The organism is Sediminibacterium sp. (assembly GCF_051861365.1).
Taxonomy (GTDB): Bacteria; Bacteroidota; Bacteroidia; order Chitinophagales; family Chitinophagaceae; genus Sediminibacterium.
This window is the reverse complement of the sequence record NZ_JBHYCW010000024.1, coordinates 1-16,217: the sequence shown is the minus strand read 5'-3', so window position 1 is coordinate 16,217 and position 16,217 is coordinate 1. Positions and strand designations below refer to the sequence as shown.

The following is a 16,217-nucleotide window of genomic DNA, read 5'->3' as shown; positions in this document are numbered from 1 at the left end:
CTAAACCAGGATACTGGTATTATTAATTTTATCCAGTATTTGATGTGCTACTTCCATAGCAAGGAAGCCATCAATTTCGCTCACAACAGTAGGCTTATTGTTCAATATTGCATCTGTGAAGGACTCTAACTCCAGTTTGATGGCGTTGGCTTGAGGTACGATTGGACTGGCTATAGCAATGGTTTTCTTGCCCTGTTGTGTATCGATATCAAAAGAAAATACGTGTTGATCATCCGGCTGCTTCAGTTTGATGATTTCTGTTTTCTTTTCGAGGAAATCAATACCGATATATGCATCTTTCTGGAATAAACGCATTTTGCGCATTTTCTTCATACTGATACGACTACTTGTCAAATTAGCCACACAACCATTATGAAACTCAATACGCACATTCGCGATATCAGGTGTTTCAGTCATGACGGCAACGCCACTGGCTGAAATTTGTTTGACATCACTTTTTACTAGACTGAGGATGATATCAATATCGTGGATCATTAAATCCAATATCACACTCACTTCAGTACCCCGAGGATTAAATTGGGCCAAACGATGTACTTCTATGAACATCGGATTTAATGGATGCTGTTGAATGGCCAGATAAGCAGGATTGAATCTTTCTACATGTCCAACTTGTAATTTCACATTGGCCTCACGAACCATATTCACAAGATCCCGACCCTCTTGAATAGTATGTGCCAGAGGTTTTTCAACAAAGACATGTTTGCCCTTTCTGATGGCCATCATACAAATAGCAAAATGATGGTCGGTAGGCGTTACCACATCTATGGCATCACATGCGTCAATGAGTTTTTCTTCATCGGAAAATCTTTTCAGTCCATATTCTTCTACTGCAATTTTTGCATTGTCATTATTCGGATCAAAGAAGCCAACGATTTTTACGTCTTTGATTTCTTTCCAGTTATTCAGGTGAAATTTGCCCAGGTGACCAACGCCAAATACGCCTACTTTAAGCATAGCAAAAGTTAAGTTTAGTGGGTAAAGATAAATAAAGACTGCCCCCGAAGTAGTAGCTGCTGCTTTATGTGGATATTCTTCAAACAGGCCGGTATTTGAGGGGAAATCTTACTTAATATTGTTGATGCTTACAAATAGGCATATAAAGAGGGTATTGTTCAGGGCCGGCCAGCTAATATTGGGAAGGGAAAACTGGCTTTTATTCATGGCTCATATCAATTTAACACGCATGCGGGGTAAGCACTATGAAGGCACTTTTCGAGCATTCTCCCATCTGCTACCTGATCGTGGACTTGTTTTGGATATCGGAGCTAATTTGGGAGTTATGTCTGCTTATTTGGCTCAAGAAAACAGTTCTTGGAAAATCATAGCTATTGAGCCCATACCATTACATGTAACTGTTATCAAACGGTTTTTTAGGTATAAAAAAATCATGAATATTGATATTGTTAAAAAAGCAATCAGTGATAAAGATGGATGGGCAGAAATGAAAGTTCCATTGAAAGAGGGGGTACTGCAACATGGACTGGCCTCATTGGAAATACAAAAAGAGAGAGAAGGGGAGTTACACCAAGTACCTGCAATTACGTTGGATCAGTTGATGAAGCAGTACCCTGATGAAATCTTAATAGGTTTAAAAATCGATGTCGAAAATCATGAATGGGAAGTGCTTCAAGGCGGAATTCAAACCATTCAAAAGTATCAACCTCTTATCATGGCTGAATTGTGGAATGATCGTAAAAAGGAACAATGTTTGCATTTACTAACATCATTGGGTTATCGTGTGATGTATGTCAATATGCAGGGGCTACTGGTTTCCTATCAGGGTGAAGATGTAGTAGATTATATATTCATGCCTCCATTAGCATAATTATGGCAAACCTTTTTTACATATCAATTGGGATCATCGCTTATACTTATATAGGCTATCCTTTTTTGATTTTTTTAGTTTCGAAAATGGTAGAGCCATTTCGTAAGTGGAAAGTAAAAAAGTTTGATGATTCACTGGATTCTCCAATGGTAACGATCATTATTGCGGCTTATAATGAGTTGAATTATTTGGAAGCTAAGATTAAAAATACCTTATCGCTCGAATATCCTAAAGAGAAGAAATCTATTTGGGTAGTCACTGATGGATCAACAGATGGCTCCGAAAAATTGCTAGCTCATTATCCGGAAGTACAATTATTTCATCAACCAGACCGTCATGGAAAAGCAGCCGCAATCAATCGTGTACTTTCTGCTGTATTACCGGGCATTGTGATATTTACGGATGCCAATATATTATTGAACAAAGATGCTTTACATCATCTTGTACATCATTTTAAGGATCCTTTGGTAGGAGCGGTGGCAGGTGAAAAAAAAGTGTCAGATGGTAAAGAGAAGGGTGCAGTAGCAGTGGAAGGATTGTATTGGAGATATGAATCTATCATAAGAAAATCAGATGCATCTGTTCATTCTGTTACAGGAGCGGTAGGTGAATTGTTTGCGCTCAGAACGGCATTAGTAAAGCCAATGCCTGAAAGTATTATTTGCGATGATCTCTACATGAGTCTACAAGTGATAGATCAAGGATATCGTATTGCTTATGAAGAAAAAGCTTATGGGGTGGAGGCTTATTCCTTTTCAATATCCAAAGAGTGGAAAAGAAAAGTTCGTATTGCTGCGGGTAGTATACAAATGCTAAAGATGGTTCATTGGTGGAGTCTTTTGATCAAAAGACCGATTCCTATATTACAATTCATCAACCGAAAATTGTTACGTTGGCTGGTAGTTCCTTATTTAGTAGTGCTCATGCCGCTTATTGTTGCATTCATGGATAGCGATGGGATTGCGCTTCCATTGTCGGGATTACTTTTTTGGTGTTTTGTATTTTATGGATGGGCATTATTGGGAGGGTTACTCATCCAATTCAAATTTGTTCCGCGTTTCTTTTATTTGCCTTTTTATTTTGTGTGGGCGAATCTGGCTATGATTGTGGGTACTTGGGAATTTTTAAATAAAAAGTCTTATACAGTATGGGAGAAAGTACGATAGTAGTGCATGCCTTTTGTTCGTAGGTCTTATAATAAAACCCCCGTTCAACATAGTGAACGGGGGTTTTATTATAACAATTTTTAAATCTAATTAGTATCCTGGATTTTGAACAAGACTACGATTAGCATTCAAAAAATCTTCTGGGATTGGCATTGCCCATTCTCTTGCAGTTGCTGCAAGTGTACAAGCACCTGAAGCAGAAATATTTGTTCCACAAGGAGCACCGCGAGAAACAGTTCTTGTAGTACGTTTCAGATCAAAAAAGCGATGACCTTCACCAAACATTTCTCTTCTTCTTTCATCAGCAATCGCATTGATCAATGCAGTACCTGTTAATACCACAGGTGTATACCCACTGATACGAGCTGCGCGTAATGTATTCAAATCGGCCAATGCAGAAACTTCATTTGCACCCCCTAAACGGGCATTGGCTTCAGCACGGATCAAATACATTTCACCCGTACGGAATACAGGATAGTTAGCGGTTCCGTCTACCAAACCGGCTTTTCCTCTATACTTAGTTACAGCCAGATTTGGAGTAGTGGTACCTGCTGCAGGAACACTTGTAAAATAGGCCTGATAGCGTACATCATTATTCTGAATCAAACCACTTGTACCGGCAGCAGTTGCAATATCGGGCACAGGTCTAAAATAGCTTCTATTACTGGTGGCGAAAAATACCAGAAATGAAGGTCCAAATTGACCAGACTCAAACTGAACATTGAAAATCAGTTCACCAACATTGGTTTGGTTGTACATACCGGAGAAAGCAGCTTGTGTAGTAGCTAATGGACGACCGTTGATTGCATTGGTTGCTGCAGTAGCTGCTTCAGCCCAGTTGCCTGCATACAGATTAATACGAGCTAAAAGTGCATATGCTGCATTTCTGTCCATATATGGGCGACTCAGACCGCTGGTTGGATTAACAGGCTTATCAACATTGCCTAATAGTGTAATGGCTTGGTTGATATCAGCAAAAAGATTATCATAAAAGTCTTTATTAGTAGCCCTTGTTGGCTTTACAGAAGTAGAAACCACAAATTCCTTAATATAAGCCACTGCTAAATCAGTAGTACTACTACGATCATATTTTGGAGAAAAATAACGCAGCAGATCAAAATGAGCTAACGCACGCAGTGCATAAGCCTGACCTTTAATTCTGTTAGACACTCCCTGATTGAGCGACGTGGTAAACTTATCAACATCACGCAATACAATATTCGCGTTTGCGATGGTTGCGTAAGGAGCAGTATACATACTTCTGATTTGACCGGTAGATTGGTTATAAATCCAGTCTGCCATGGCTCTTGAGTTTGCCAATGTTTCTGCAGAAACCTCATAGAGGTTATCACTCATAACATCAGGCATTAAAGACCAACAAGCGCCGGTACCACTACCAGAACCGTAATAATCATTCGCTCTTAAGCTAGCATAAGCACCAATCAACACTTCTTCTACTTGTTTCATGCTCGATGGGTTGGTAATGGCATCGAGAGCAAAGTCTGGCGTCAATTCAATGACGTCCTTTTTAGAGCACCCCTGCATCACCGTAATAGCTGCGAGTGCAACGATGGAATTTTTTATTATTTTACTATACATGTTCATTCGTTTTGAGGGTGATTAAAATCCAATGTTTAAACCAACAGTTGTTTGTACAAGAGCAGGATATTGTGCACCAACCAAGGCTGTACCGGTTGATTCTGGATCGAAACTCTCATACTTTGTAGCTGTCCACCAGTTCTGACCCTGAACAAAAATTCTTGCGGAACGGATACCTGTTTTGCCCAGCATTTTTGTTGGGAAAGTATAACCTAAGGTTACGTTACGCAATCTCCAGAAACTACCATCTTCAAGAAAACGAGTAACCTGAGACTGATAAGGATTGGCAGGAGCTGTTCCACCCAGTGTACCGGAAGAAGGTCTTGGTACATTGGTGATATCACCCGGATTTCTCCATTCTTTCAACAATTCAACCCACATGTTATCGAAGTAATAAGTTGGGTTAACAATGTTGTTTTTATCATTATTGTACACTACACGATCAAGGAAAAAGTTCAGTTGTGCACTTAAGTCAAAACCTTTGTAAGACCAAGAAGAAGTGATACCTCCAAACCATGGAGCATCTGAAGTTCCTTGATACACTTTATCAGCAGGAGTATATACCATTGTGATGGATTTATCTCTCTTTTGATATTGTGCATTACCATTTGCCGGGTTAACACCTGCATATGGAACCAGGAATAAGGTATTCAAAGGTTTACCTACTTTTAGTATGGTTAATCCCTGAACCAATGAGTCTTGAGATAATTCTACAATTCTGTTTTGGTTATAAGTAATATTAGCACTGATCGTCCAGTTGAAATCTTTAGCCTTAATCACTTCTCCGCGAAGTGTTAACTCTATACCACGATTACGAAGAACACCTACGTTACTGGGAATGGTTGTAAAACCACTGCTAGCAGGGTCAACAGTAATATTATAGAACTGATCAGATGTTTTTCTATCGTACAATTCGATACTACCGCTCAATCTTCTTTTCAAAATAGAAAAGTCGATTCCGAAGTTAATAGTACGGTTGGTTTCCCAGCGGAAATCGAGGTTTCCAGGCTGTCCCGGCGTCCATCCACTAATCCCAGCGTAAGTAGCACCTCTAAATTGTGGAATAGGATAATCACCGATATTATTCGGGATATTATTATTACCATTTGTACCGATACTAGCTCTAACACGCAAGTCATCAAAGAGCTTGGTATTTTCCATGAATTTTTCACTTGAAGCAACCCAAGTTAGACCTATTGATCCGAAATTAGCAAAGCGGTTGTTCAAACCGAAACGAGATGAACCATCACGACGGCCTACTAAAGTCACATAATATTTACTGTCGTAACCATAGTTAAAAATTCCGAAGTAGGAAAGAATACCATTGTCGGTACCAAAACCACGTACAGTAGGAATAAAGTTGGCATTGGCAACACTACCTTGTGTAATACCTGCTTCATTGGTAAAACCATTGGTAAAACCATAAGCAGTAAATCCAAAGCTTCTGAAATCATTTTTCACCACTTCCGTAAACAAACCACCTTCTATTTCATGTTTTCCAAAATTTTGTTTGTAGTTCAATGAAGTAGTTCCTGTATAACGGAAATTTCTATTTTGATCTTTTACAAATGCACCCGCTCTGGCTTGTGCACCCGCAGTACGTGGATCATTAAAGTTCACATTCTCATTAGCGGTGAAATCAATACCCCAGTTGGTTCTGGCATACAATCCTTTCAGAAAAGGGAAATGGAATTCCAAATAAGAAGTAGCCACAGTCTTTAACTGAATAGATTCATTGTAATCTAAGAATAATTCCATGGCACCATTGGGTTGACCGGAAGTCAAATAACCCGGACCTCCAAACTGCTGGTATTGACCTGTACGAGGATCTTTATCACGCTCATAAGGATTTGACCAACGGGCAGCATTCAATGGGCTAGCCAATGCAGTATTACCTTCAGGTGTTCCTTTTAATTTAGAAAAACCTGCTTGTAAACCCACACCAAATCTCCAATTCTTAATATTGTTGTCGACATTGATTCTTGCCGTATATCTTTTCAAACCAGTAGTTTTTACAATCCCCTCTTGGTCTAAATAAGAAAGCGAAGCATAAAATCTGCTAGCAGCAGTACCGCCACTTACACTTAACTGGTGTTGTTGTGTTACACCTGTTCTGAACAATGCATCAGTCCAGTTGAAATTTACTTTGCGTAAACTATCTGCTTCAGCTGTAGTCCAACCATATGGATTACCCCGCTGTAATTCATAAGTAATTTTCTGGTCACTATTCATTACCGGTAATCTGTCTTTTGGCAAATCACTAAAGCCAACTTGGGCATCATAACTAAACTGTAAAGTACCGGCACGACCACGGCGAGTAGTAATTACAATTACACCGTTGGCACCACGAGAACCATACATGGCAGAAGCAACACCATCTTTCAATAGGTCCACGCGATCAAAGTCGCCCTGGTTCATACTAGCGAAATCGGCAGCAGAGATTTCAATACCATCTAGGATATAGAGCGGTACGTTACCACCACTGATAGAACCATTACCTCTGATACGAACCTGTGCGAATGAACCTGGTTGACCAGAGTTTGCTACAACAGACACACCGGAAGCTTGTCCCTGTAGTGCCTGATCAAAAGAACCGAATGGTTGTTTTCTAACTTCATTAGTTGAAGCCGTAGCAATAGCACCAGAGAATTTCTTACGTTGAATGCTGGTATAACCGGTTACAACTACCTCAGATACGCTATTGGCATCAGCGTTCGTTAAAGTAATAGCTAGTGTACCCCCGGTTAAGGTAACGCTGCGATCGTTGAATCCAAGAGATGAAACAATAATAGATGTAGTAGCGTTTGGAACGCTGATGGTAAAGTCGCCGGTAGCATTGGTTGCACCAACGGCTCTTCCATTTGCTTTAATGGTAGCACCTGAGATAGGGGAACCATTAGCCTCAGTTACCTTACCGGTAACATTTTTGTTTTGTGCGGAAGCCGTTGCTATAAATAGCATCAAGACTCCCAAGAGTGATAGGAATTTTCTCATTTGTTCTAGTTTTTAAAATTTAAGGCATGTTCATGAAGAATGTAGCGGTTACATTTTGTTTTAGATGAAAAAAAGTCTTGGTTATTATGGGGTATTAAATTCAGTGATCATTTTCATTTGATGTCTCCTCAATCAATCATTGTTTTATAGGAAATCTTCTGTACAATCGAGTTCTAAATCGGTTCCTCATTTTTACATCTTATATCTCATATTCTAACACTTACTAACAATAAGTCGATTGTTACATTCGTTTAGCAAAATCGAAGAGTCAGCACATAAATAAAGACCATTATCGGTCTAAAATGCTGCACAAGCGGGTGTAAATGTTAATAAAACTTAAATGCTGTCAAAAAAATGAATATATATTATTTTACATAATTTATATATAATGATATAATCAATCTTTTAAAGATTATTTTTTTATTAATTAAAACTTAAGTCCTACTAAATTTGTAGATATTTCATTTTAATTTATAGAATTGACGATCACCCTACTTAGTCTTAACAATACGAGTATCAATCGTTTAATGATTGGTTTCTCCGTTAAAAACCCGAGGTTTTCCACATAAAAAACCGTTTTTTCCCCATTGAATAAAAGAATAATATGCAATTGATTGATAGTGCATTGCATTACTAACCCTAAATTGACAACTTATGAGAATTTTTTTACGCAAACTACCTAGTCTATTGGCATTATTGCTATTGACTTCCCTTGTTTCAGCTCAAAATCATTACTATGTTGCCATCAATGGTAACAATACAAATGATGGACGATCTCTAGGCTCCGCCAAGGCTACCATCAATGCTGCATTGACTGCCGCCGCCGCAGGTGATGTGATTCATGTTACACCCGGCACTTATACTGAGAAAGTCAATATCAATAAACAAGGTATTAAACTGGTATCTACAGAAGGAGCAACCGTGACATTCATCAATCCTTCCACAGCTGCCGGTGTGGGTACAGTTGCTATTGCCACTGGCATTAATAATGTAACCATCGGTGAATCCGGTAAGGGATTCACCATTACAGGTTTTGATGGAGATGGCGGTAGTGAAACGGGTGCGATTTTCCTAGACGGCTCACATAATAATATTTATATCGAAGGGAATACAATCGTTGCAAATGGAGAGCATGGATTAGGTTCAAAATACAATGCAGCAATTGACAATCTTGTTATTAACGATAACATCTTCTCCGGCAAAACATTTGTAGGAGCAGAACCGGGAGGCTGTGATTTTTCGACGACAACTCAATTCGCACCTAACAATAATGTTCCACGTCAGATGGTAGTATTAGGTGGTGGACCCACTACCACAGCAACAAAAAATGTAATCTTCACCAATAATAAAATCATCGGAATAACAGGTGGGTATAACAGTGCTTCCGGTTGTATACAAGGCAATACACAAGTAACCATCGATGTCATTGGAGCTACGATCTCCGGAAATATTTTTGACGGTATTACTACTGACGGCTCCAATCTTCGTACACGTGGCAATGCAACAAGCATCAGTTGTAATACTTTTTATAACCGTAATCTGGGTACCAGCGCAACACATATTTTTTTCTTTGACCAAGATCCATTGACCGGTGCAAATCCTTCTTCTATCACCGGAGTATTAGAAGCGAATTCATTTCCAGATGGAGGGGCAGCATTTACCTCTGGTTATAGTACAGGTAGCATAAATACTTACACGATCTACCGTGATGCTACGCAAGCTGCAACTGTGAATCAAGTTTTGGGAACATCTTTTAATATTGCTACTGGTCCATCAGCACTTGCCAGTTTACCGCAACTGTTCGATTACAGTGTAGTATCGGATATTAATACCTGTGGTGCAGTGGTAGAGCTTCAAGTTCCCTCGCCATTAGCTTTTTGTAATACTGTTATTGCGTCTATCACCAATGATGTACATAGTAGTAATCTCTTTGAAGTTGGTACCACAAAAGTTATCTGGACAGTTACCGATATTCACGGTAATACCGATACCGCCTGGCAATTTGTAACCGTAATTGATAACCAGAATCCAACGATTCATCCGGTTACACCGGTTGTAAGTTGTGCAAATGCAACAGGCTCTTATACATTACCTGCATTGAGCGTGTCCGATAATTGTGGGATCAGTAGTATCAACTATATCGTTTCCGGCGCTACCAATAGAACCGGTACAGGAGTAGAAGCAAGTGGAGTCTTCAATATCGGAGTTTCTACCGTAACCTATACTGTTACTGATATTCATGGTAACAGCAGATCGTATGCTTATGATGTTACCATACAACCTGCTGCCGCAGCTACTTATACAGTAAGCAGTCCGGATGCATTTTGTAATCAACTTTCATTAACGGTAAATGGATCATCATGGTCTTCCTATCAATGGAGTTTGGCCGGCAATACCGTCGGTACACAAGCCATCCTAAACTTAGGACTCACGAATCCTGATGGTGTTTATCAACTTCAAGTCACGGATAAGAATGGTTGTGTATCTACTCCTGTTACTTATGCTTATCAAAAACAAACAGTTGCAGGAAATTATACTTTACTGGCTTCCACTAAACTAGCATTGGGGGTAGGGAATAGAGTTGCCAGTGGTAGTGTAGGTGTATCCGGTACCAATGGAGTAGCTAGTTTTGAAGCGAATAGTAGTGTAGCTTCTTCCGGATCATTTGTAAAAGCGCCTGCCATTGTTCGCAATGGTTCAGGTATTCAACTGGCTTCCGTTATTACTGGAACTGCATTGGTAACATTACCCACTATGCAAAAAAATACAGTATCTACACGAAGTCTTTCTAATTATACAGTCAATAGGAATACTGTTGTGACCTTAGCTGCTAATTATAATAGTTTGACTGTTAGAAAAGGTGCAGATGTAATATTGAATGGCAATATTTTTGGAATCATCAATATAGAAGAAGGAGCAAAAGTAAGATTTACACAAACAGTATTGGATATTGCTGAACTCAATGTGCAGGCAGGTGTACAGACCAATTTTACAACAGTTCGTTTTGCTAATGGAACCAGTATACGCATCAGTAATAAAGTTCAGATCAGTGGGAACACACGCGTGAATCCTGATCAACATAAAGCAACATTTTATCTAGGTGATCTGAATAGCGATGATGAATTTTTTAATGTAAAAGGATCGAATATACAATTCACCGGAAATGTGTACCTACCTAATGGCGCCATCCTTTTATCCAGTGAAAAGGGTTGGAACAATAACATGAATGCTAATGTTAGCATGAGCGGATTCTTTATCGCTGAAGAAATTCAAAGTACGATTCCTTATGTTATATGGAGCAGTTATACCTGTGGCTCACAACCAGTATATGTTTCCAATGGCTTTACTTCTATTCAATTTACTTCTGATGAAGAAAAGAAAAAGGAGAATCCATTTACCGTTCAGGTAATCGGTAATCCATCTACCTCATTCTTCACATTGAAATTGCAAAGTCAGCGCTCACAAACAATTCAATTGCGTGTTACTGATGCAACCGGAAGAATGGTAGATAGCAGGGCAAATAACCAACCCAATAGTACTGTCCAAATCGGTCATCAATATGCACCGGGTACTTATTTTGTTGAGTTGACACAGGGGACAGACAGAAAAGTAGTGCAGTTAATGAAAATTCGTTAATCTCCCTTAAACCATACCAATTGCTTAATGCCAAGACCCGCTGAAAAGCGGGTCTTTTTTATAATTATAGGTCTTTTGTTAAAATTATGTTAACAAGAAAAAACTACCCAACCCTTTTTCATTCAGCTCAGGTACTATGATAATAAAAGCAATTATTCAATCGTAAAAAAGAGCAAAAATGACAAAGATGATGATTAACATTTTAAAAGTCTTAATACTCGTGTTGGCCATGACAGCCTGTAATAAGAGAGATGTATTTACACCTCAAAAACCCATACCCGGACAACCCACACAACAACCAGGTAATGGTGGGAACGAGAACGAAGCAGATAGTTTGATCACCATTCAGGTGAGAGCCGTTATTCGTATTGGAGATATCACCTATGATAGTGTGCCTGCAAGACTCAATATCATTTCATGGGATAATGGTAAGGCACGTGTTCAACAAATTTCATTGAAACCGGGTGCAAATGAAGTTAAGATTCATAGACAGTCTTCTCACCATGAATTGGAACTGATAAAGTGGAACATGAGTGATAAAATGGTATTGGATAAAGCGAATGTTCAAGAAAATATGCTGTATCTGATTGGTGGCGGAAAAGCAGCCAGAAAGCTAAAAAAGGAAATGGAGTATGTGTTGATCAATGGACAGTACGTCGCAAAAAGCAGTACAGAATACATCTACGATACGCAAGGGAAATTAGAAAGAGTGATGTACTACAAAAAAAATAAGCAAGGTGTTATTTACACTGCTATGTCTGAATGGTTGACCTATACGGGTAATCAAGTGACTAGGATTAATAAATTTGATTCTGCTAGTACTTTGGTAGAGCAACTTTCTTTCAACTATGATCAACAAGGGAAGATTATAGCGATGCGAAAAGATGATATCTCAGGTGTAATTACAAGGGCTACGGTAACAAGAATGCCAACAGCTAATGGAGTTGAAACCAATATCTCTTACCAATACTCTCACAATAACATTACAATGCAATATGCTATGTTATTCAACAGAGGAAATTTGTGTCAGGGAGTGGCTACCACCAATCATCATAACAGCGAGATTGGCAGATATAACTACGACACCAATATCAATCCCTATGCACACATGAACTGGCCGGATATATTTCTTTCCAGACAGTCTAAAAATAATGTGAACTGGTCATCCAAGGAATATTATGGCAGTTATCCGATATCAGATCCAGTTAACTATAGATACATGTATGATGGTGATGGATATCCGATAGAATTGTTAAAAGATCATAAAGCGTACAATTCAACCAATATTTTATACACTACAAAAACCACTTATCACTATTAATTACCCATGAACAGGGAACTTGTTCCCTGTTCATTTTCTCACAGATACCTTTGCAAACTCAAAAAAATGAACAAACTAATTATCATACTAGTCAGCACTTTTACATTGGTCTCTTGTACTGCCGTAAAAGTTGCCGTGCCAGATCAATTCAGTTCTCAGGCTACGAAAATGAAAGTATATGGATTGAATGGCTGGAAGTTCAATGAACAACTCAGCTTTGGCAGCTATGTAACTTCTACGGTACAAAGAGGTTGGGATTTTTCATCCGGTAATCGGTTCACTAGATTTAGTATCAAGCCGGAAGATATTATTCTCAGTGCATTTGATATTCATTCAGATAAAGCCCGCTTTAATGAAAAAAATCGTTTTCAATATACGATTCAAGATGCCAAACTGATTACAGAAGTATTTGCTCAAGAAAAATTTTCGGAGAAGCAAATTATTTACAAATCAAATATTGATTGGCTGAATAATATTTCGCGAACCAATAGTTATGACTATGCTTTTTCTGCTACTATTGTTCCACTTAACTTCAATAAAGGAGAAGCCTGGTCATTGGTGATGGTAAATCAGTTTGATGCAAAAAAAGACAAACAAAAGTTGTTCGAACGTCCACAAACACGTGATCTTGGCTATGCTACCAATGGTAAAGATCGCATAGAAATAAAACCCTTGTATCTCAGCAAGAGAGAAACCAATTCGGGTAAAGAAGGTAAAGTTTTAGGCGGACCTATTCATACCGGCTATGAATTGAAATGGGAGGATGGGGTAGTAGGTATTATTGATATCATGGATAATCAAATCTGGATTGTTAATGATCTAGAGGCTTCCGATAAAATGATTATTTCTTCACTGGCTTCAGCCATTTTATTAAAAAGAAAACAGGATGTTTTCCTGGAACGCGATTCAGGTATAATGCAGTAATGATAACAGCAATAGACGATATCGGCTTATTGATCAAAGACTGTGTTGCCAATCAAAGGAAAGCACAGGAAGCCTTATACCGTGAATTTTATTCATTTGCCATGAATATTGCATTACGCTACTCGCGCGATGAGGCGGATGCAGAAGATATCATGAGTCATGCTTTCGTGAAAATTTTTAAATATCTCCACACATTCGATGCAGCAAAAGGTTCTTTGCATGGTTGGATCAAAAAAATAGTTGTGCATGAAGGACTCGATCATATTAAGTCCAGAGAGCGATTCAGTGAAAATGTAGAATTGGAAACTGTAGAAGAATCCGCCATTGATAATCGAGCACTCGAAAAAATGGGGGTGGAAGAATTAATGGAATTGATACAAAAATTGCCGCCTGCCACACATGCCGTCTTTGTGTTGTATGCAGTTGAAGGGTACAATCACCGTGAAATTGCAGCGCAGCTGCAGATCAGTGAAGGAACATCCAAATGGCACTTGAGTGAAGCCAGAAAAAAATTACAACAAGCGATCACACTTATTAAATAAAATGAATCAACCTACCACATACGAACAGCTGATAGCAGCCAAACTGCAGGAACTGTCCGCGCCCGCAAAGATCGATGCGATCTGGGCTCGAATAGAGCAGCAGCTGGATGTGGAAATGCCTACCGATGAATACGGTTCAACAGATACCGGGGCTTCATCACACCCGGGTTTCTTCTTTCCGGGCAATAAATTTTTCTATATTTTTCTCGCTGCTGTAGCGGGTATTTATTTCTTGACACGTCCGTATGCAATTCAAAATGAAGCATCAGAAACCAATCGTCAGCAACCCGTTGAAATCATGGATTCTGTTAACAGTCTGAAAGGTCCGGCGAACAATGCTGATAGTGAAGTCATATTCACCGATAAGGCAGATATGTCTATTCAGGATCCTGCATTATCCAAAGATTCCACACCTGTAATTGTTGCAGAGCCCGAGCCTGCTGCCAACTTTACCAAAGAACCGGAGCCTGTGATTCAATCTCCTGTCTCCGCTGCTATCAATGAGACCAAAAAATTACCTACACCCATTATTACAGATACTACTCCAAAAAAAGGAAAGGGCGTGAAAGGAATTAATTTGAGTGATTATAAAATAGCTCCGGTAAAAAAAGACAATTAATCATAAGCGATTAACTTGCGCTGGGTCAACTGAATATCAAATGCGCAATACCACCAAGTTAAAAGCGATTCTCAAATACTATCATATCGATCTTTCTATGAAAGAAAATGATATCATGGTGATGAATCTCATTCATAGAGAAACAGCCATGATCACATGTTTCGAAGACGTATCGTATAGTAAACTAATGGCAAAAGCATACTCACATCTGCAGAAAACGCTAAAGGAAGCGTTAAAAAAATAGCTTACGAGCTGATATCTTCTTTCATCTGTTCATGCTAAATGATATATAGGTAAATTGCTAGTACGAGTTATAGCAGCATCAAATTATCAGCATTTGAACAGACGTAAATTCATTAAACGAACTTTCTTCGGACTAACCGGTGTTGGATTGGTAACTGGTTTATATGCTTGGCAAATAGAGCCTTTTTGGTTGGAATTTGTAAAGGTTAAAATGCCTATAAAAAATTTACCGGATGATCTGGTTGGTAAAACGCTCATGCAGATCAGTGATATACATGTGGGTAAAAAATTTGATCATCAATTTATCATCAAATCATTCAATAAAGCCAAAGCCTTCAATCCCGATTTTGTGGTGTATACCGGTGATTATGTAAGTACACATAAGGGCAAAGTGCTCTACCATGTATTGGATGAGGTATTCGGACATTTGGTAAAAGGAAAAATAGCCACCCTTGGTATTTTAGGTAATCATGATTATGGGATCAAATGGGCGGAGGCTGATGTAGCAGATCATATTGTCTCCAAGCTCAGTAATAATGGCGTTAAGGTCTTACGAAATGAAACCACAGCAATCAGCGGCTTACATTTTATTGGTTTTGATGATTATTGGGGATTGAATTTCAATCCTCAAAAAGCAATGCAACATTTCGACCCAACAAAAGCAACAATTGTATTATGCCATAATCCTGATGTATGCGATGTAGATATATGGGGACAATATAATAGCTGGATATTATCAGGCCATACCCATGGTGGACAAGTAAAGCCGCCCTTTCTCCCTCCGTTGATACTTCCGGTGAAAAACAGAAAATATTCAGCCGGACAATTTTCGTTGAGTAATGACAGGACTTTATATATCAATAGAGCATTGGGTCATTTATGGCAGGTGCGATTGAATGTAAGACCGGAGATTACTTTGTTTGAGTTGCAAAAGGGGTAGAGGTATCAGTGATATGCTGATGGGGCACAGTTTTTTCCATAGGAATCCATTGAATATGATGGGTTATGATTTTATATCTGCGCATATCATAACAATCATAAAAAATCAGCGGCTCCATCATCAATTATTTTAAAAGACCGATCAATAAAAAGCCGCCTAATTAACTAATTGAGGCGGCTTCTTTTATTATTTTAAAGATGGATAACCTATTTACCCAAATACTTTTTTATAGCATCATGTAATCCACCACTCAATGGAACAACTGGAAGTCGAACTTCATTTTGTATCAATCCCTGTTCAAACATAAATGCTTTAACGCCGGATGGATTATTTTCCGCAAACATCAAATCATAAGCTTTCAGTAGTGGATCATTGAGTTTTTTAGCT

The 16,217-nt window shown here is 38.8% G+C and carries 13 protein-coding genes; 9 read left to right on the top strand and 4 right to left on the bottom strand.

What is annotated here, in order from left to right; translation table 11 throughout:
- On the bottom strand, positions 1–975 hold the full coding sequence (locus tag ACTIEV_RS11350) for a Gfo/Idh/MocA family oxidoreductase (RefSeq protein WP_322196312.1): 975 nt from the start codon (positions 973–975) through the stop codon (positions 1–3).
- Positions 976–1,180: 205 nt separating this feature from the next.
- Here ACTIEV_RS11350 and ACTIEV_RS11345 point away from each other — a divergent pair, with 205 nt between their 5' ends.
- Together ACTIEV_RS11345 and ACTIEV_RS11340 are read left to right on the top strand one after the other, a co-directional pair.
- Complete coding sequence (locus ACTIEV_RS11345) at positions 1,181–1,846, top strand: FkbM family methyltransferase (RefSeq protein WP_322196313.1); 666 nt, start codon at positions 1,181–1,183, stop codon at positions 1,844–1,846.
- 86 nt (positions 1,847–1,932) lie between these two features.
- Positions 1,933–3,012, top strand: coding sequence for a glycosyltransferase family 2 protein (locus ACTIEV_RS11340; protein ID WP_322196314.1), 1,080 nt, complete (start codon positions 1,933–1,935; stop codon positions 3,010–3,012).
- A 90-nt stretch (positions 3,013–3,102) separates the two neighbouring features.
- Here ACTIEV_RS11340 and ACTIEV_RS11335 read toward each other — a convergent pair whose 3' ends face one another.
- On the bottom strand, positions 3,103–4,611 hold the full coding sequence (locus ACTIEV_RS11335; RefSeq protein ID WP_322196315.1) for a RagB/SusD family nutrient uptake outer membrane protein: 1,509 nt from the start codon (positions 4,609–4,611) through the stop codon (positions 3,103–3,105).
- A gap of 21 nt (positions 4,612–4,632) precedes the next feature.
- The gene (locus ACTIEV_RS11330) at positions 4,633–7,605 is read right to left on the bottom strand and encodes a SusC/RagA family TonB-linked outer membrane protein (RefSeq protein ID WP_322196316.1); all 2,973 of its coding nucleotides are present in this window, start codon (positions 7,603–7,605) and stop codon (positions 4,633–4,635) included.
- 654 nt (positions 7,606–8,259) lie between these two features.
- Between ACTIEV_RS11330 and ACTIEV_RS11325 the strand changes: the two genes are divergently transcribed.
- The 7 genes from ACTIEV_RS11325 (at position 8,260) to ACTIEV_RS11295 (ending at position 15,830) form a co-directional block, all read left to right on the top strand.
- Positions 8,260–11,241: a T9SS type A sorting domain-containing protein gene (locus ACTIEV_RS11325; RefSeq protein WP_439516496.1), complete on the top strand. Its 2,982-nt coding sequence runs from the start codon at positions 8,260–8,262 to the stop codon at positions 11,239–11,241.
- A gap of 187 nt (positions 11,242–11,428) precedes the next feature.
- Positions 11,429–12,562, top strand: coding sequence for a hypothetical protein (locus ACTIEV_RS11320; RefSeq protein WP_439516495.1), 1,134 nt, complete (start codon positions 11,429–11,431; stop codon positions 12,560–12,562).
- A 66-nt stretch (positions 12,563–12,628) separates the two neighbouring features.
- A complete protein-coding gene (locus ACTIEV_RS11315) occupies positions 12,629–13,486 on the top strand; it encodes a hypothetical protein (protein ID WP_439516494.1) in 858 nt (285 codons plus the stop codon).
- Positions 13,486–14,028: an RNA polymerase sigma factor gene (locus tag ACTIEV_RS11310; protein WP_439516493.1), complete on the top strand. Its 543-nt coding sequence runs from the start codon at positions 13,486–13,488 to the stop codon at positions 14,026–14,028. Before ACTIEV_RS11315 ends, ACTIEV_RS11310 begins: the two co-directional genes overlap by 1 nt.
- Before the next feature lies 1 nt (position 14,029).
- Positions 14,030–14,647, top strand: a complete 618-nt coding sequence (locus ACTIEV_RS11305) for a hypothetical protein (protein WP_439516492.1) — start codon at positions 14,030–14,032, stop codon at positions 14,645–14,647.
- 40 nt (positions 14,648–14,687) lie between these two features.
- On the top strand, positions 14,688–14,891 hold the full coding sequence (locus ACTIEV_RS11300; protein ID WP_322196318.1) for a hypothetical protein: 204 nt from the start codon (positions 14,688–14,690) through the stop codon (positions 14,889–14,891).
- A 93-nt stretch (positions 14,892–14,984) separates the two neighbouring features.
- Positions 14,985–15,830 carry a metallophosphoesterase gene (locus ACTIEV_RS11295; protein ID WP_439516491.1) on the top strand — a complete coding sequence of 282 codons (846 nt, stop codon included), beginning with the start codon at positions 14,985–14,987 and terminating at the stop codon, positions 15,828–15,830.
- A gap of 206 nt (positions 15,831–16,036) precedes the next feature.
- Here the strand turns inward: ACTIEV_RS11295 and ACTIEV_RS11290 are convergent.
- The coding region (locus ACTIEV_RS11290; protein ID WP_439516490.1) for a dihydrodipicolinate synthase family protein at positions 16,037–16,217 on the bottom strand (181 nt) is incomplete at its 5' end.

Bases quoted from the DNA above. Each gene is read 5' to 3' on its own strand.
- ACTIEV_RS11350 (WP_322196312.1), bottom strand. From the start codon at position 975: ATGCTTAAAGTAGGCGTATTTGGCGTTGGTCACCTGGGCAAATTTCAC.
- ACTIEV_RS11345 (WP_322196313.1), top strand. From the start codon at position 1,181: ATGGCTCATATCAATTTAACACGCATGCGGGGTAAGCACTATGAAGGC.
- ACTIEV_RS11340 (WP_322196314.1), top strand. From the start codon at position 1,933: ATGGTAGAGCCATTTCGTAAGTGGAAAGTAAAAAAGTTTGATGATTCA.
- ACTIEV_RS11335 (WP_322196315.1), bottom strand. From the start codon at position 4,611: ATGTATAGTAAAATAATAAAAAATTCCATCGTTGCACTCGCAGCTATT.
- ACTIEV_RS11330 (WP_322196316.1), bottom strand. From the start codon at position 7,605: ATGAGAAAATTCCTATCACTCTTGGGAGTCTTGATGCTATTTATAGCA.
- ACTIEV_RS11325 (WP_439516496.1), top strand. From the start codon at position 8,260: ATGAGAATTTTTTTACGCAAACTACCTAGTCTATTGGCATTATTGCTA.
- ACTIEV_RS11320 (WP_439516495.1), top strand. From the start codon at position 11,429: ATGATGATTAACATTTTAAAAGTCTTAATACTCGTGTTGGCCATGACA.
- ACTIEV_RS11315 (WP_439516494.1), top strand. From the start codon at position 12,629: ATGAACAAACTAATTATCATACTAGTCAGCACTTTTACATTGGTCTCT.
- ACTIEV_RS11310 (WP_439516493.1), top strand. From the start codon at position 13,486: ATGATAACAGCAATAGACGATATCGGCTTATTGATCAAAGACTGTGTT.
- ACTIEV_RS11305 (WP_439516492.1), top strand. From the start codon at position 14,030: ATGAATCAACCTACCACATACGAACAGCTGATAGCAGCCAAACTGCAG.
- ACTIEV_RS11300 (WP_322196318.1), top strand. From the start codon at position 14,688: ATGCGCAATACCACCAAGTTAAAAGCGATTCTCAAATACTATCATATC.